Genomic DNA, 15,989 nt, shown 5'->3' on the forward strand with positions numbered 1-15,989 from the left:
GATGATCGACCGCAGTGAAGTCTGCGCCATCTGGGAGACCGCGAAGCGGTAGTCCTCGACCTGGATGATCGCGTCCGACGGGTTCACCACCTTGAAGTACACGACCGCGTCGACCCGCACCGTGACGTTGTCGCGCGTGATGCCCTCCTGCGCGGGCACCGGCATCGTCACGATCTGCATGTTGACCTTCTGCAGCCGGTCGACGAAGGGCACGACCATGGTGAACCCGGGGCCGCGCACCTCCGAGCGCAGCCGCCCCAGCCGCAGCACCACACCACGTTCGTACTGTCTGACGACGCGGGCTCCCGCCATCACGTAGACCAGCCCCACGGACGCGAGGGAAACTCCCGCGGCCACCAGCTCCTCGACCATGACGACCCCCCGGGGTCCAAAGTCGGCGCACCAGGTATGTACTTCGACGGTAACTCCCGGCACACCCAAAGGGGAGGGCTCAGTCGGCACACCCGTGCTGAGGGCTCAGTCCGGGAATCCCTCGCGCTCCACCCTGGCCCCCCGCATGAGGTCCATGCTCCGCTCATGGCTGTCGCCCACGGCGTCCGTGACCCGCACCCGCATGAGCAGCACGTCGATCTCGTCGACGAACCGCTGCGCGAACACGCCTGCCTCCACGGTGCTGTGCCCGGTACTGCCCGACAGGGGGAACCCAGGGCTGAACGTCCCCATCCGATAGTCCTTGCCGAACACGAACCGGGCTGCGGCCAGTTCGGCGATCAGCCCGGCGTGATCGGTCCACGGGCCGGGTTCCCCGCCGCGCGGCACGCACTGGTAGTCCACCCGCTCCACCACCGCGTGGTGCTGGCCGCCGTTGAGGACGCCCACGCGCCACGCGCGTTCGTCCGGCTCCAGCTCACCGCGCACCCAGGTGGAGCGCCAGCCGAGCGCCGGCCGCACCGTGCGCGCGTACTGCGCCCGGGCCAGCACACCGGCGACGGCGACCGCCAGCAGACTGCCCAGCGGGTTCATGTCCATGAGCTGCAACCGCCAGGGCCACTGCCGGGCGGCCTCCCCGGTCACGTTCGCCCGCACGATCTCCCAGAGCAGGACGAGGGTGAGTACGGCGAGGAGCACGATCGGCGTGATGGACAGCAAGGGGCTGCGGCGTACTCGGCGTTGGGCGTCCTCGTGCATGTCCCGCTCCCCCTGAGGATGCGACTGAAGTGCCCGGCTGGAAAGCGGTACGACGAGCCCCCGTACGCCGTCGCGTACGGGGGCTCGCCTGCTGCCGGCTGGTCGAAGGTGTCAGCCGACGCTCACGCCGTAGTAGCTCAGAGCCTCGGTGACGGGCTGGAAGAAGGTCGTGCCACCGGAGCTGCAGTTGCCGCTGCCGCCGGAGGTCAGACCGTAGGCGACGGAGCCCGCGTACAGCGGACCGCCGCTGTCGCCGCCCTCGGCGCAGACCGTGGTCTGGATCATCTGGTAGACGACGTCGCCGCCGCCGTAGTTGACCGTGGCGTTCAGTGCCGTGACCCGGCCGCTGTGCGTGCCGGTGGTGGAGCCGCGACGGTAGACCGTCGTGCCCACGCTCGGCGTCGCGGCGCTGCTGATGGTCTGGCTGCCGACCGCGCTCGGGTGGGCGGTCGAGCCGGTGTAGCGCACCAGCGCGAAGTCGTTGGTCGGGAAGCTGTAGCTGACGTTCGTGCCCAGGGTCGTGGTGTGACCCGAGTTGGAGTACCAGGTGGAGGCGACCTCACCGCAGTGGCCTGCGGTCAGGAAGTAGTAGGTGCTCCCACTGTGCACGTTGAAGCCGAGCGAACAGCGGTACTGGCCGCCGTAGATGGCGTCGCCGCCGGTGATCAGCTTCTTGAACTTGCCGGGGGTGTGCTTGATCGTGAGGGCGCCGGCGGTGCTGCCCGCGTCCTTCTTGATCTTGGCGATCTCGGCCTTGGAGACCGTGCTGTCGACGGTGACGACCACGCGGTTCGTCTTGGCGTCGACCGCCCAGGCGGTGCCCGCGACGTCGGACTTGAGTACCGAGGCCTTGGCGCTGCTCAGCTCGGTGGTGCTGAACGTGTGGGCGTCGGACGCGTTCGCGGTGGGGACGGCGAACGCTGCGGCGGCCGCGAATCCGGTGGCCACGGCGATCAGCCGGGTCCGTCTCGCTATGCCACTACGGGGGGTGGTGCGCTTGATCCTCACTTGTCGTTCCTCCACTGGGGAAGTCGGGGGCCCGCGTGGGGTCGGGGCCCGTGAGGCGCAGCCGGGGGCAGCTCGTCCGGATTCCGGACAAGCCGTGCTCCTGACAAGCGCTGTGGGGGAGTATTCGACCGCACGGCCGACGGGCGCAAGGGCGCCTTTCGGCCGTGCAGTGTTCAACTTGCGTATGCCGTCAGGGAGTTGATCTTTCGAGGCGGACGACTCCGCTCGCGAAGGCTCAGATCAGGTGCCGCTCCCCCGCCGCGACCGCCGTGTCCAGGGTGTTGCCGGGCGGCGGGAACGGGCAGATGAAGTGGTCGGCGAAGGCGCACGGCGGCAACTGCGTGCGGTTGAAGTCCACCGTCGTACGCCCCTCGGCGTCGGGCGCCGACGGGTGGAGGAACCGGAAACGGTAGCTGCTGCCCCCGCTGGTCGCGTCGGCGAAGACGGCCCACAGGGATCCGTCGCCCTGCACGGACACCTGGAGCGTGCGGTCCTGCCCGTCCAGCGAGAAGGCGAGTTCGCCGCCGAGGCCGAGGCCGCGCGCACGTCCGTCCGCGTTCTCGACGCGTACGGTGCGGTCCTCTCCGTACGGCGTGAAGCGGCCCGGCACCGACCAGCGCGCGTCGTACGCGGTCGCCTCGATGCCCCGGAAGGCTGCGCGTGCGGGCGCGTCGGGGTCGAAGTCGCGGACGCCCCAGATGCCCTCGCGGACGAGGACGACGAGCCGGCGCCCGCCGTGCGCGACACGGGAGGCGGCCGCGGGCCCGGAGTCGGCGCCGAGGCGGATCTCGCCGGTGAAGGGCTTCCCGTCGACCGTGAGGCCGCCGTCCGGGAGAGCGTCCGTCTCGCCGACGGCGAGCACCACCGCGTCACCGGCGGCGGTCCACCGCCCGGGGATGTCCGGAAGTCGCCCCTCCGGATAGTCCTCCAGCCAGTGCGTGCCCGTGAGCGAGAGCGGTCCGTGGGGCGCCGACACCGCTTCGGTGCGGTGCTCGTGCCACCGCTTCCAGTCGTCGGATGCGTCCGTCGTCATGTGATCAACCTTTCCATACGGGGTCCGGAAGCCCGAGCCTGTTGGCGGCCCGGGCCAGGCCCAGGTGCTCGCGGAGGGTGCTGCCCGGGTAGAAGGTGCGGAACAGGCCGCGGTGCTGGAGCAGCGCCACCGTGCCGTTGACCAGTCGTTCCAGGTCACGGAGCGGCTCGACCGGGGTGAGGTGGAAGCCGTCGACGGCACCGGCCTCATGCCAGTCGGTGATCAGTTCGGCGAGGTCGACGGGGCCGCCCCGGTAGAGCGGACCCTGCGCGGTCTGCCGGGGTCCCCCGCCGCCGTGGCCCGGTGCGGCCGCCCGCTCGCCGCCTCCGAGGTCCACGTGGAGCGAGCCGAGGACACGCAACCGGTCGGGGTCCCGCCCGAACTCCCGTACCGCGGAGCGCAGTTCGGCCCGTACGGCGGCGGCCTGGGCGGGATCCGCGACCCGGACCAGCGCCACGTCGGCGTACCGGGCGGCGACCGGTCGCGCACTCCTCTCCGTGGCGTCCACGATCCGCACCGGATACCCCTGCGGGGGCCGCGGCACGGCCGAGGAGCCCTTCATCGAGGAGTCGGCGCCGCCCTCCCAGCTGTCCCACAGCCGGGCGGCCGCGTCATGACGGCGGCCCGAGAGCCGGTCCTCGCCCTCGGTAGTCGACACGCCGATGTGCCAGCCGGCGCGGCCTCGGCTGACCCTGTCGAGGGCCGTCACCGCGGCCGGCACCCGGAAGGGCTCGGTGTGCGGGCTGTCCACGGTCGGCACCAGGCCGATGCGCCGGGTGCCGAGCGCGAGTCGGGACAGTACGGCGAGGGCGTCGGGGCCGGGGCCGGCGAAGGTGTCGCCGAGCGTCACGAAGTCGAGTCCACCCCGCTCCGCGAGCCGAACCGCCTCCTCGTACGGGGCGGAGTCGTGCGCCCCCTGCTGGTCGAGAGCCGCGGCCAGGTGCGGCAACCCCCGGCCGTGCGATCCGGTCATGTGACGAACTCCTGGTCGGGGTAAGGAGGTTCACGGAACCCGGGGTTCACAGAACCTTGGACAGGAAGGCGCGGGTGCGGTCGTGCCGCGGCCGGTCGAGTACGTCGCCGGGGGCGCCCTGTTCGACGATGCGGCCGTCGTCCATGAAGACGACGGTGTCGGCGACCTCGCGGGCGAAGCCGATCTCGTGCGTGACGACGATCATCGTGGTGCCCTGGTGGGCCAGGTCCTTGATGACGTCGAGGACTTCGCCGACCAGTTCGGGGTCGAGCGCCGAGGTCGGTTCGTCGAAGAGCAGCAGCTTCGGCTCCAGGGCGAGCGCGCGGGCGATGGCGACGCGCTGCTGCTGGCCGCCGGAGAGCTGTCCCGGGTAGGCGTCGGTCTTGTCGGCGAGCCCGACCCGGTCTAGCAGACGGCGCGCGGTCTCCACGGCGTCCTTGCGGGGGCGCTTCAGTGCGGAGACCGGGGCCTCGATGATGTTGTCCACCACTGTGAGGTGCGGAAAGAGGTTGAAGTTCTGGAAGACGAACCCGATCCGGGTGCGCTGCCTGAGGGTCTCCCGCTCGCTCAGCTCGTGCAGCGTGTCGCCCGAGCGCCGGTATCCGACGTACGAGCCGTCGACGCTGATCGAGCCCTCGTCGGCCTTCTCCAGATGGTTGATGGTGCGCAGCAGCGTCGACTTGCCGGAGCCGGAGGGGCCGAGGATCACCGTGACCTCGCCGGCGCGGACTTCGAGGTCGATGCCCTTGAGCACCTCCAGCGAACCGAAGCTCTTGCGCACGGACCTGATGTCGACCATGGCGGATGCCGTGGTCGTGGCGGGGGTGACGGGGGCGCTCATCAGGCTGCTCCTCGGGCGGGGTGAAGGCCGCGCTCTTGAACGCCGCGGTCGTGAACGTCGTGGTCGTGAACGTCGTGGTCTTGAACCTCACGGTGGTGAACGTCGCCGTCGTGAACGTCGCCGTCGTGAACGCCGTGGTCTTGAAGGTCGCGCAGGAACATCAGCGCGGCGCGCGCCGTCGCGTCGTTCTGCCGGAAGGCCGGGCCGCCGGTGCGGGGCCGGGTGAACGCGCCGGAGCCCCGGGCGTCGGTGTGCGGGCCGAGCGCGAAGCGCCGGGGGTGCGGGGTGCCGGAGCGATCGAGGACGCGGCCGTCGGCGGGGTCGACGGCGAGCAGCCCCTCGGGGGTCGCCGCCGCGCCGTCCTCCCACAGCGCGCGCAGCAGCGCGTCCCGGGTCTGGGCGACCGTGGGGTGCGGAAGCCGTGCCTCGACGAGGGCACGGGCCTCGGTCACCGCGCCGGGCACGGTGGCGCTGCGCGCCCGGAAGACACCGTCCTCTGCCGTGACGGTCATGCCGGCGCCGAGGAACCTCAGGACGCCCGCCCGCGACAGGGCAAGCATCTGACGCAGCCTCGGCCCGGGCGGCCCCGACGCGAGGTAGCTGAAGAAGCCGTGCCACCAGGAGCCGATGTCACCGAGCCGGACCAGCTGGCCGTACACCGAGAGCAGCCCGAGGAAGACTGCCAAGTCCGGGCTGTACGAGGAGTTGTGACGGCGAGTCAGATCGTTCTCGATGTAGGTGCGCAGACCGGTCTGGAGTTCCTCGGGCGAGGTGTGGCGCACCCCGTCCAGCGGGTGGTCGAGCGCGGCGAGGTCGAGCCGGTCGGCCGGGTCGGGCACGGCGGACGCCACCAGCGCCTGGAGGTCGGCGCCGTCGCCCGCCGCGTACTTCTCCTCGAACTCCGCCCAGGAAAGGGCCGTGCGCTCGGGGTGGGAGGTGAACAGCCGGTGGTAGTGCGCGAAGCCCAGTTCCTTCTCGACCAGCGGCCACACATCGCGGCGGAAGTCGAAGCCGGCGGGGCGTGCGAGCAGTTCGTCGACCTCGCCGGGCCCGAAGAAGCGCGGCAGCGGCGGGCGTTCGCCCTCCCAGTCGTAGCCGATCTTGGAGTGGTAGGGGACTCCGCGCCGGGAGCCGACGTACAGGACGGGCTCGCGCCCGGACGGAACATAGTCCTCGCCGTCGTGGCGTCCGCCGCGGCCCTCCGTCAGCAGCACCATCAGGTCGACGAAGGCGAGCCCGAAGCCGCGGACGAGAACCGGTTCGCCGGGAGCGAGCCCGGAGAGGTCGCTGTCGGCGGTGAAGTCCGGCGGCAGGTGGAGCAGCCCGTTCTCCCGCGCGTACGCGGCCAACTCGCGCTGTTCCTCGTCGAGTTCGGCGTCGAGGTGGCCGAGTGCGAGGACGACGAGGTCGGCGAGGAGCGGCCGGGGGCGGCCTTCGAGCCAGACCTGCTGGCGGCCCGCGCGGGGCCCGCCGACGCGCAGGGCGCGGGCCGGGTGGTGGTGGACGGTGATACCCGGGGGCAGGGCGGCGACGGTGTTCTCGTACACCCAGCGCAGATACGCGCCCTGCCGCTGCCGGTCGGCGAAGGTCCGCCCGTCGAGGCCCGCCCACTCGTGCAGGCTGGGGCCTTCGAGGACCGGTCCGGCCATGGCGACGGTCTCGTCGGTGAACATCGTGACGTCCTGGGCCTGCGAGTTCATCCACAACAGCGGTGACTGCTCCTCGCGCCAGATGCGTCCGCCGCCCGGCGGATGGGGGTCGACCAGGTGCACGTCGAGTCCCGAACCGGCGTACAGCTCGGGCGCGTTGGCGGCGATCCGCTCCAGCAGGCCGGTCCCCCGCGGACCGGCCCCCACGATCACCAGACTCGGCTTCAGCACATGGCCGGGCTTCGGCGCGTCACTCGGGTTCAGCACGTCACTCGGCTTCATCGCGTCCGCTCCGAACCGCGCGCGTAGTGCTTCTCGACGTAGTACTGGCCGACGCTGAGCACCGAGGTGACGACGATGTACCAGATCGTGGCGACCATCAGGAGGGGGATGACCTGGTAGGTGCGGTGGTAGACGAGCTGCACGGAGTAGAGCAGGTCCTGCACGGCGATGACGCTGACGATGGAGGTGCCCTTGAGGGTGCCGATCAGCATGTTCCCGGCCGGCGGCACGATGGAGCGCATCGCCTGCGGCAGCACGATCCGGCGCCAACGACGCCATCGGCCGAGCCCCAGCGCCTGCGCGGCCTCGATCTGGCCGCGGCCGACGGAGAGGATGCCGCCGCGCACCACCTCGGCGGCGTACGCGGCCTCGTGCAGTGTCAGGCCGACGATGGCGACGGTGACCGGGCCGAGCAGGTTCACCGTCCGCACGCCGAGGATCTGCGGGTACAGCGCCCCGATGTTGAACCAGAACAGCAGCTGCACCAGGATCGGCATGGACCTGAACAGCCAGACGTACCCCCAGCTCACCGCCCGCAGCACCGGATTGGACGAGAGACGGAACGCGGCGAGCAGGGTGCCCAGCGCAAAGCCGAGCGCCATCACGACCGCGGTCAGCCAGAGGGTGAGCCACAGGCCGCGCAGCACCGAGGCCGAGGTGAAGTAGTCGCCGACGACGTCCCACTGGAACGCCTCGTTGCGGACGACGGAGGTGGCGGCGAGCCCGAGCAGTACGAGGACGGCGGCGGCGGTGGCCCACAGACCGGGGCGGCGGCGCGGAACGATGCGCAAGGGCGCCGCGTTGTGCGCAGCGGCCACCTTGACGAGGGTGTCGGAGGACATGCGAAGGCTCCGTGATGCGTGAGTCGAACACGGTGATGCCTTCACAGGCGGCGCCCGCGAGAGCGCCGTACGGCCGAGCCCCTCAGCAGGGCCGTCCGTCGAGAGTACGGGGCTGTTTCCCATGGCTGTCAAGGTTGTCCAGAGTGTGAGCCGTACGTCTCACGTCAGTTGACGCGGAAACGGATGCCTGTTCCACTTGGGCCCATGCATTCGCAGCAGTGGCTGGTCACGCGCTCCCACATCGACTTCGGTCGAGTGTGGTCCTCTTCCTGTTGAGCTGACCTTCCGCGCCCCTTCTGAACGGGCGCTTTCTGCGTTGTCCCGGCGCCTTCGCGCCGTTGCCCACGCCTTCACACACGCGTAGCCCGCGCTCCCCTCCCCTCGCGCTGTCCACTCGACACAGCCCGGTTCGGCAGGCATTCCGCCGACCCGTGTCTGCCGTCTGCCGTCTGCCCTCTGCCTTCTGCCTTCTGCCTTCTGCCTGTTCAGGAGATCCGTACGCCATGAGTACGTCCACGCGGCCCCGCCGCCGTGTTTTCCTGCCCTTCGCCCTGATCACGTCCGCCACGCTGCTGCTCACGGCCTGCGGCTCCGGCGACTCCGACGACGGCGGTGGCTCGGGTACCGCCCAGGCCGCCGCCAGGAGCGACCGGATCCCGACCACGGATGTGGTCTCGTCCATCCCGAAGGACGAGACGGCGGCGAAACTGCTGCCCTCCGGCGTCAGCAGCCTGACCGTCGCCATCAGCGTCGGCGGCGCTCCGCCCGGCACCACCTATCTGTCCGACGGCAAGACGCTGACCGGCCAGGACGTCGACTTCGCGGCCGCCGTCGCCAAGGTGCTCGGCATCCGACTGAAGCGCGAGGCCGCCGGCTTCGAGGCGATCCTGCCGGCCCTCGACAGCGGCAAGTACGACTTCGGTGCGAGCAACTTCGGGGTCACCGACGAGCGGCGCAAGGCGATCGACTTCGTCACGTACATCAACGACGGTCAGGGCTTCGCCGCCCGCGAGGACAGCAGGCTGGGGAAGATCACCGACCTGCGGCAGCTGTGCGGGCTGAACGTCGCGACCGGCGCGGGCACCACCTTCGAGGCGACGCTGGAGGACAACAAGAAGCTCTGCACCGAAGCGGGCAAGAAGGCGTACCAGGTGCAGACCTACAGCGAACAGGGCGCCATCTGGTCCTCGCTGCAACAGGGCCGCAGCGACGTGGTGATGAGCACCATCAACGGACTGCGCTACGCCGTCGCCCACCAGGACGGCGTGAAGTTCCTGAACGAGTTCCACCGTCTCGACGTCGGCTTCGCCTTCAAGAAGGGCACCGAACTGGCGCCCGCCTTCCAGGCCGCGGTGAACAAGCTGATCGCCGACGGGACGTACGACAGGATCCTCAAGAAGTGGGGCACGACAGGCTCGGCGATCGAGAAGTCACAGATCTCGCCGCCGGAGCTGAAGAACTAGACCGGCCGTTCCCCGGGCCCCGCAAAGGGCCCGGGGAACAGCACGGGAACAGCAAAGGACCCGGGAAACGGCGCGGCCTGCCCCGTCACAGCCCGCAGTCGCAGCACGAGCAGCACTCACAGCATTCGCATGCCTCGCAGCAGTTGCAGCACCCGCCGTCGCAGTCGCAGCCGCTCAGGCACCCTTCGCGCTTCTTGCGGGACCACGGGCCCTCGAACTCGTCGGCGCAGCACACCTTGCAGGTGCAGCACACTCCGATCGCGGCCGCACACCCCGCCCAGAAGCCACGCTTGCCGGGCCGCGGCGGCTCACCGCCGAAGGGATTGCCGCCGGCGAAGGGGTTGCCACCACCGACGTACGGATTCTGCGGGCTGGACGGCCCGCCCTGCTGAGGCGGCGGCCCGAAGGAACCCTCCGCGCCGTGCGCGCCCCCGTGCGAGCAGGCCGCTGTCCCGAACGCCCGGTCCACCGAGCGCCCCAGCTCGTGCGCGAGCAGCAGATGCGCCAGCTTGCCGTCGGAGCCGTGCCGGCCCCGGGAGCCCTCGGCCCCCCAGGCGACCTCGCGCAGCGCGAGCCGTATCCCGTGCAGCGCGTCATCGGCGAGCCGCCGGGCCTCGGTCAGCGAGGTCTCCGTGGCCGTCAGCGGGTTCCAGGCACCCGACGCGGCGTCGGTCTCCCTGTCCTCCACGGCGTCCAGCAGATGCGCGAGCCGCCCGAAGAGGCGTCCGGCCTCGGCGAGAGGCTCGGCGTTGCCGGGGCGGCCGGCCAGGATCGCGGTGTGCGCGAAGGCCGCGGCGGTCGCCGTCTCGGTCGGCTCGGTGACCGTCAGGATCGGTGTGCCGGGACCGGCGAGCGTCTCGATGCCGAGCTGCCGGTCCACGGCGTCGACCAGTACGGCGGTGTCGAACCCGACGTCGGACCCGGTCCGGGCCCCGGCCCTGTCCCAGCTCGCGGCGACCTTGCGCGCGGCGAGGGCCACGGGCCTGCGCGCCAAGAGACCGTCCCCGTCGGCGACATGGTCGCGCACCTTGGCCGAGGCCAGCACGAGGGAGACGGCGGCGGCGAGGCGCGCGCCCTCCCCCTGGGCGACGGAGGCCGTGCGCATGCCGCGCAGCGGACAGGGTCCGGCGGTCCGCCGCCCACCGCTTTCCTGACCGGCCTGAGCCTCCGTCAGAACCGAGATGAGCAGCCCGTCATAGTTGGTGACGACCCGCGCGAGCTGCCCATGGTCCCCGCGCAACGCGAGGCAGAGCCCGCACAGATGCGCCATCCACTGCGCCTTCAGCCCCTCACCGAGACGGTGGCTGCAAGGCCTCACGATTCCGAACACGACACTCCCCCGAGATCCCGTGACACCGCGACAGATACGACGACACAAGTACGACAACACGTACGACGTTGAGCTGCGGCATCGTATCGACCACTCCGTTCACCCGTACGCACCACCCGTCACCCGTCCGCCATGAGAAATCATATTTCACTCTCAGTCAGCAGCCGTTCACAGCAAGACCCTTGGGAGACGCGGGCTCTCGACGGATTCGTTGTGCACCAGTACCGTCACGAAACCCCCGCGCGGCGTCTATCCACTTGGCGCGACATCCGCATCATGGACGACCATGGGGATGCGGAAAGCAAGAAAGACCGCTGTGAGAGGAGGCGTCCATGGGATCGGTGCGCAAGGCGAGTGCCTGGCTTGGCCTCGTCGACGACAACGATGACGAGCGTTACTACGACGACGACAACTACGCCGAGGGTCAGGAATCCGGAGACGCCTGGGTCACCGACCCGCGCGTGAAGGTCGCGTCCGAAACGGCGGAGGAGAAGGGCCGCCGGATCGGCACGGTCACCCCGGACAGCTTCCGGGACGCACGCGGCATCGGCGAACTCTTCCGGGACGGCGTCCCGGTCATCATGAACCTCACGTCCATGGAGCCCGCCGACGCCAAGCGCGTCGTGGACTTCGCGGCCGGCCTGACCTTCGGCCTGCGCGGCACGATCGAGCGGGTCGCCAACCGTGTCTTCCTGCTGACTCCGGCGAACACGGAGATCGTCAGCGGTGAGGCCGCGGGCCGTCAGCAGGACGGTTTCTTCAACCAGAGCTGAGGCAGGGCCGCTCACCGGCCCTGCCCCCGCAGGGTTGTTCAGCCCGCACAGGGCTTACCGGAAGGCATCCAGCCCGGTGAGCGCCTTGCCCAGTACCAGTTGGTGCATCTCGACGGTGCCCTCGTAGGTGAGCACGGACTCCAGATTGGTCGCGTGCCGCATCACGGGGTATTCGAGCGAGATCCCGTTGGCGCCGAGAATCGTCCGTGCCGTACGGCAGATCTCGATCGCCTCCCGGACGTTGTTGAGCTTGCCGAAGCTGACCTGCTCGGGGCGCAGCCGGCCGGCGTCCATCCGCCGCCCCAGGTGGTACGCGAGCAGGATGCCCTTGTGCAGCTCGACCGCCATGTCGGCGAGCTTGGCCTGAGTGAGCTGGAAGCCACCGATGGGCTTGCCGAACTGCTCCCGCGTCTTCGCGTACTCGACGGCGGCCTCGAAACTGGCCCGCGCCGCCCCCATCGAGCCCCACACGATTCCGTAGCGCGCGTGGGACAGACAGCTCAGCGGTCCCTTCAGCCCCACCACCTCGGGCAGGACGGCATCGGCGGGCAGCCGGACGTCGTCGAGGATGAGCTCACTCGTGACGGACGCCCGCAGCGACCACTTGTGCTTGATCTCGGGCGCGGAGAACCCGGGCGCGTCGGTGGGCACCACGAAGCCGCGGATCCCGTCGTCGGTCTGCGCCCAGACGACGGCGACGCCCGCCACCGACCCGTTGGTGATCCACATCTTGCGCCCGTTGAGAACCCAGTCCCCGCCGTCGGTCTTGGCGTGGGTCCGCATGGCTCCCGGGTCGGACCCGTGGTCGGGCTCGGTGAGCCCGAAGCAGCCGATGATTTCGCCGGCGGCCATGCCGGGCAGCCAGCGCTGCTTCTGCTCCTCGCTGCCGAAGCGGTGGATGGCGTACATGGCGAGGGATCCCTGCACGGACACGAGGGACCGGATCCCGGAGTCGGCGGCCTCCAGTTCCAGGCAGGCGAGCCCGTACTGCACGGCGGACGCGCCCGCGCACCCGTATCCCTCCAGGGACATCCCGAGCGCGCCGATGGACCCCAACTCCCGCGCCAGCTCGCGGATGTCCGGCAGCTCCCCCTTCTCGTACCACTCGGCGACGTGCGGCAGCACCCGGTCCGCCGCCCATGTCCGCACGGTCTCGCGGATCGCGAGGTCCTCCGCGTCCAGCAGGTCGTCGATGCCGAGGGGGTCGGCGGGGTCGAAGGGGGGCAGCTTCGAGGACGCGGACATAGGGGGAGCCTCCGGAACACTAAAACTAGCACCGCTAGTTACGATGTCGACCCGACGTTACGACGCAGTGTCCCGCAAGTCCAGAGGAACCCGAACCCGCAGCCGCCGACGGCGAGCGGTCGGCACAGGAGAGCAGCACTGGCAACCCGAGTAGCACGGGCGGTGCGCGGGTGGGAGACGATCCGCCGGGCCGAAGGCCCAGGCGGCCCTACGCGGAGACCCTGGGCTCCATGACATCCCGGGGCGCCGGAATCTCAGCCGAGCCCGCCGCAGGCACCCCGCACTCCATGACCCGCGGCAACCGCAGCGCCATCACGGCCCCGAGCAGCAGCAGCCCCGCGCTGACCAGCAGGGTCACATGCAGCCCGTGCACGAAGGACTCCCGCGCGGCATGCCGCAGCGCCTCGCCCCGCTCCCCGCCCAGTCGCGCCGAGACGTCGTACGCCTCCCCGAGCGAGTGCCCCGCCGCGGCCGAGTCGGCGGCCGGGACTCCGGGCACCGACGACAGCCCGGGTGCGTAGGCCGCGTTCATCACGCTGCCCAGCAGGGCGATACCGATGCCGGCGCCCAGCTGGTAGGAGGTCTCGCCGATGGCGGCGGCGCCCCCCGCCTGGGCCGGTGGCGCCTCGCTCAGCATGGACTCGTACGCGCCGAAGAGTGTCGTCTCAAGACCGAACCCGAGGAGCACGAAGCCGAAGAGCAGCAGTCCGGCGTTGTCGTCGCCGCCCATCGCGGTGAGCGTGACGACGGCGGCGGCGGTGAGGCAGAAGCCGAAGCAGACCATCGTGCGCGGCCCGAACTGCCGCAGCAGCTTCGCTCCGGCGAGCCCGGAGGCCATCGCCGCGACGGTGAGCGGCAGCAGCCGCAGCCCGGTCTCCAGCGGGGAGAGCCCCAGCACCAGCTGGAGGTACTGCGCGGCGATCAGCTCAAGACCGACGAGGGCCAGCATGGCGAGCACGATGCAGCCGACGGACGTGCTGAAGGCGGGCCGGGCGAACATCCGCAGCTCGACGAGCGGGTGCTCGCGCCGCCGCTGGCGCCGGACGAAGCCGGCCATCAGCACACCGCCGACCAGCAGCGGCAGCAGTGTGTACGGGCTGAGCGGGGCCTCGCCGCCGCCCAGCCGCTTCACGCCGAGGACGAGACCGAAGAGCCCGGCGGCTGCCATCAGGGCGCCGACGACGTCCCAGGGGCCGTTGCGATCGCCGCGCGACTCGGGCAGCAGCATCCGGCCGACCGGCAGGCTGACCAGCATCAGCGGGATGTTGATGAGGAAGACGGAGCCCCACCAGAAGTGTTCGAGGAGGAAGCCGCCGAGCAGCGGTCCGACCGCCGCGCCCACGGCTGCCACGGCGCTCCAGATGCCGATGGCGAGCGCCCGTTCGCGCCGGTCGGGGAAGACCTGGCGGAGGATCGACAGGGTCGCGGGCATGATCATCGCGCCGCCGACGCCGAGCAGGGCACGCGCCGCGATGAGGACCTGCGCGTTGTCGGCGAGGGCCGCGAGGGCCGAGGCGACGCCGAAGAGGGCGTATCCGAAAAGGAGGATCCTTCTGCGGCCGACGCGGTCGCCGAGCGTGCCGAAGAGGATCAGCAGCGAGGCGCAGACGAGCGGGTAGACGTCGACGATCCAGAGCAGTTCTATCGCGCCGGGCTTGAGGTCCTCGGTGACGGCGGGCACCGCGACATGCAGCACGGTGGCGTCGAGGGCGACGAGGAGCAGGCTGACGCACAGCACCACAAGAACGACCCAGCGGTTTGCACCGGCCCCGGCCTCCCGACGGCAACGCGCTGCGGCCGTGGTCGTCCCGGACATGTACGTACCTCCCAGATGATCCCTCGCGTTCGGCGGGACCGCGGGGTGGGGACTCCCAGCGGCCGTGGCTCGGGAGGAGCGGACTCCCGGCGCCCACGCAACAAAGGCGAGTGAGCGGCCAGCGTACGCGAGTTCTCGCCGATGACGCGTGGTGGACCTCTCACGTTCTCCCACGCGGAGTGTGGCGTGCACCACGCCCCCCAGGGGTGCACCGCACCCCCATGGACCGTCGGATTCCGCATTCCTCGACCGCCCGGTTCCGTACGCCGTCGATAATCGGACCCGTGACCGATCTTGAGACGCCTGTCGTGACGCGGCCCCGCACGGGCGCCCTGCGCCGGGCCGCACCCGCCCTTCTCGGGTACGTGGCGGTGCGCGCCCTGGGCCTGATCACCCTCGCCGTCTGGAGCGCGGCGCGCGGCAAGAGCGCGCACACCCTGCTCAGCGCCCGCTGGGACTCGCTCTGGTACGTGCGGGTCGCCGATCTCGGTTACGGCTACGAGGTGCGCCTGCCGAACGGTGACGTGCACTCGAACCTGGCGTTCTTCCCGCTGCTGCCCTGGCTGGAGCGGCTCGTCCACGCGCTCTCCCCGCTGTCGTACGCGGACGCCGGGCTGCTGGTGAGCACGCTCGCCTCGCCGGCCGCGGCCTGGGGGATCTTCGCGGTCGCGGACCATGTGTACGGGGCCCGTGCCGGGGTCTGTGCCGTGCTCGTGTGGGCGCTGCTGCCCGTGGGTGTCGTGCAGTCGATGGCGTACAGCGAATCCCTGTTCACGGCGCTCGCCGCCTGGTCGCTGTACGCGGTGCTGACCGGCCGCTGGCTGACGGCGGGCCTGCTCGCCTCGCTCGCGGGGCTGACCCGCCCGGTCGGGGCCGCGGTCGTCGCGGCCCTCTGGGTGGCCGCGATCACCTCGTTCGTGCGGGAGAGAAGCGCGCTCCCGGCGGGCGGCGCGCCCCGGTGGCGGCGCGCCCTCGGCATGCTGCTCGCGCCGCTGGGCGCCGCCGGCTACGTCCTGTGGGTCGGCCATCGCACCGGGGACGGCCCGCTGGGCTATCTCGACGTCCAGGCGGGCTGGCGCAACGGCTTCGACGGCGGCTACGCCTTCGCCCGGTTCGTCGGCGACAAGCTCACGTCGTTCCCCGCGGCCCTGGCGGGTCTCGCGATCCTCGTCGGGGTCGCCCTGGTCATCTGGCTGTACGTGGTGGGCGTACGGCAGGGGCAGCCGCTGCCGCTGCTCGTGTACTCCGGGGTGGTCGTCGCGCTCGCTCTGTGCGCGTCGAGCTACTTCGGCTCGAAACCGCGCCTCTTGATGCCCGCCTTCCCCCTGCTGCTGCCCCTCGCACTGGCCCTGTCCCGGCTGCGAACGTCCAGGTCGGCCCTGGTGGCCGGGGGTGTGGCGGTGGCTTCGGCCGTCTACGGGGCCTTCTGGCTGAACGGCTCCGGACCGCCATGATCGGCTCGGCGCCGCCCGGCGGCGCCGGTGAGCAGCCGGGGAATTCCGGCCCAGCATTCGGTGAACGAATTCAAAAGGGCCATAAAACAAGAACAGGCGATGATCAATGGAATTGAAGGCCGAGCACTCCG

The 15,989-nt window shown here is 70.9% G+C and carries 14 protein-coding genes; 3 read left to right on the forward strand and 11 right to left on the reverse strand.

Annotation, left to right across the window (positions count from 1 at the left end; all coding sequences use genetic code 11):
• The 8 genes from ACN6LB_RS27380 to ACN6LB_RS27415 all read right to left on the reverse strand — a co-directional run.
• Nucleotides 1-372: SPFH domain-containing protein (locus tag ACN6LB_RS27380; RefSeq protein WP_445028224.1), on the reverse strand; the 372-nt coding region annotated here is incomplete at its 3' end.
• Nucleotides 373-477: 105 nt separating this feature from the next.
• Entirely contained in the window at nucleotides 478-1,149 is a 672-nt protein-coding gene (locus tag ACN6LB_RS27385) for a hypothetical protein (protein WP_445028225.1), read from the reverse strand.
• Nucleotides 1,150-1,260: 111 nt separating this feature from the next.
• Entirely contained in the window at nucleotides 1,261-2,157 is an 897-nt protein-coding gene (locus ACN6LB_RS27390) for a S1 family peptidase (RefSeq protein ID WP_356140605.1), read from the reverse strand.
• Nucleotides 2,158-2,392: 235 nt separating this feature from the next.
• Complete coding sequence (locus ACN6LB_RS27395; protein ID WP_445028226.1) at nucleotides 2,393-3,190, reverse strand: DUF1684 domain-containing protein; 798 nt, start codon at nucleotides 3,188-3,190, stop codon at nucleotides 2,393-2,395.
• 4 nt (nucleotides 3,191-3,194) lie between these two features.
• Nucleotides 3,195-4,163, reverse strand: a complete 969-nt coding sequence (locus ACN6LB_RS27400) for an LLM class flavin-dependent oxidoreductase (protein ID WP_445028227.1) — start codon at nucleotides 4,161-4,163, stop codon at nucleotides 3,195-3,197.
• A 46-nt stretch (nucleotides 4,164-4,209) separates the two neighbouring features.
• Complete coding sequence (locus ACN6LB_RS27405) at nucleotides 4,210-5,004, reverse strand: amino acid ABC transporter ATP-binding protein (RefSeq protein WP_356140612.1); 795 nt, start codon at nucleotides 5,002-5,004, stop codon at nucleotides 4,210-4,212.
• Nucleotides 5,004-6,881 carry an FAD/NAD(P)-binding protein gene (locus tag ACN6LB_RS27410; protein WP_445028270.1) on the reverse strand — a complete coding sequence of 626 codons (1,878 nt, stop codon included), beginning with the start codon at nucleotides 6,879-6,881 and terminating at the stop codon, nucleotides 5,004-5,006. Before ACN6LB_RS27410 ends, ACN6LB_RS27405 begins: the two co-directional genes overlap by 1 nt.
• A gap of 50 nt (nucleotides 6,882-6,931) precedes the next feature.
• Nucleotides 6,932-7,777: an amino acid ABC transporter permease gene (locus ACN6LB_RS27415; protein ID WP_445028228.1), complete on the reverse strand. Its 846-nt coding sequence runs from the start codon at nucleotides 7,775-7,777 to the stop codon at nucleotides 6,932-6,934.
• A gap of 503 nt (nucleotides 7,778-8,280) precedes the next feature.
• On the opposite strand from ACN6LB_RS27415, the gene ACN6LB_RS27420 reads away from it, so the two are divergent.
• The gene (locus tag ACN6LB_RS27420) at nucleotides 8,281-9,240 is read left to right on the forward strand and encodes an ABC transporter substrate-binding protein (RefSeq protein ID WP_445028229.1); all 960 of its coding nucleotides are present in this window, start codon (nucleotides 8,281-8,283) and stop codon (nucleotides 9,238-9,240) included.
• 85 nt (nucleotides 9,241-9,325) lie between these two features.
• On the opposite strand, the gene ACN6LB_RS27425 is transcribed toward ACN6LB_RS27420, so the two are convergent.
• Nucleotides 9,326-10,570, reverse strand: a complete 1,245-nt coding sequence (locus ACN6LB_RS27425) for a DUF5685 family protein (protein ID WP_356140621.1) — start codon at nucleotides 10,568-10,570, stop codon at nucleotides 9,326-9,328.
• A gap of 332 nt (nucleotides 10,571-10,902) precedes the next feature.
• Here ACN6LB_RS27425 and ACN6LB_RS27430 point away from each other — a divergent pair, with 332 nt between their 5' ends.
• A complete protein-coding gene (locus ACN6LB_RS27430; protein WP_356140623.1) occupies nucleotides 10,903-11,343 on the forward strand; it encodes a cell division protein SepF in 441 nt (146 codons plus the stop codon).
• 54 nt (nucleotides 11,344-11,397) lie between these two features.
• On the opposite strand, the gene ACN6LB_RS27435 is transcribed toward ACN6LB_RS27430, so the two are convergent.
• Together ACN6LB_RS27435 and ACN6LB_RS27440 are read right to left on the reverse strand one after the other, a co-directional pair.
• Nucleotides 11,398-12,588, reverse strand: coding sequence for an acyl-CoA dehydrogenase family protein (locus ACN6LB_RS27435; RefSeq protein ID WP_445028230.1), 1,191 nt, complete (start codon nucleotides 12,586-12,588; stop codon nucleotides 11,398-11,400).
• A 208-nt stretch (nucleotides 12,589-12,796) separates the two neighbouring features.
• Complete coding sequence (locus tag ACN6LB_RS27440; RefSeq protein WP_445028231.1) at nucleotides 12,797-14,404, reverse strand: MFS transporter; 1,608 nt, start codon at nucleotides 14,402-14,404, stop codon at nucleotides 12,797-12,799.
• 284 nt (nucleotides 14,405-14,688) lie between these two features.
• Here ACN6LB_RS27440 and ACN6LB_RS27445 point away from each other — a divergent pair, with 284 nt between their 5' ends.
• Nucleotides 14,689-15,858 (forward strand): glycosyltransferase family 39 protein, encoded by a 1,170-nt coding sequence (locus ACN6LB_RS27445; RefSeq protein WP_445028232.1) that lies wholly within the window; start codon nucleotides 14,689-14,691, stop codon nucleotides 15,856-15,858.
• Nucleotides 15,859-15,989 lie beyond the last annotated feature (131 nt).

Source organism: Streptomyces sp. SAS_270, assembly GCF_052543295.1.

Bases quoted from the DNA above. Each gene is read 5' to 3' on its own strand.
- ACN6LB_RS27385 (WP_445028225.1), bottom strand. From the start codon at position 1,149: ATGCACGAGGACGCCCAACGCCGAGTACGCCGCAGCCCCTTGCTGTCC.
- ACN6LB_RS27395 (WP_445028226.1), bottom strand. From the start codon at position 3,190: ATGACGACGGACGCATCCGACGACTGGAAGCGGTGGCACGAGCACCGC.
- ACN6LB_RS27400 (WP_445028227.1), bottom strand. From the start codon at position 4,163: ATGACCGGATCGCACGGCCGGGGGTTGCCGCACCTGGCCGCGGCTCTC.
- ACN6LB_RS27405 (WP_356140612.1), bottom strand. From the start codon at position 5,004: ATGAGCGCCCCCGTCACCCCCGCCACGACCACGGCATCCGCCATGGTC.
- ACN6LB_RS27415 (WP_445028228.1), bottom strand. From the start codon at position 7,777: ATGTCCTCCGACACCCTCGTCAAGGTGGCCGCTGCGCACAACGCGGCG.
- ACN6LB_RS27420 (WP_445028229.1), top strand. From the start codon at position 8,281: ATGAGTACGTCCACGCGGCCCCGCCGCCGTGTTTTCCTGCCCTTCGCC.
- ACN6LB_RS27430 (WP_356140623.1), top strand. From the start codon at position 10,903: ATGGGATCGGTGCGCAAGGCGAGTGCCTGGCTTGGCCTCGTCGACGAC.
- ACN6LB_RS27435 (WP_445028230.1), bottom strand. From the start codon at position 12,588: ATGTCCGCGTCCTCGAAGCTGCCCCCCTTCGACCCCGCCGACCCCCTC.
- ACN6LB_RS27440 (WP_445028231.1), bottom strand. From the start codon at position 14,404: ATGTCCGGGACGACCACGGCCGCAGCGCGTTGCCGTCGGGAGGCCGGG.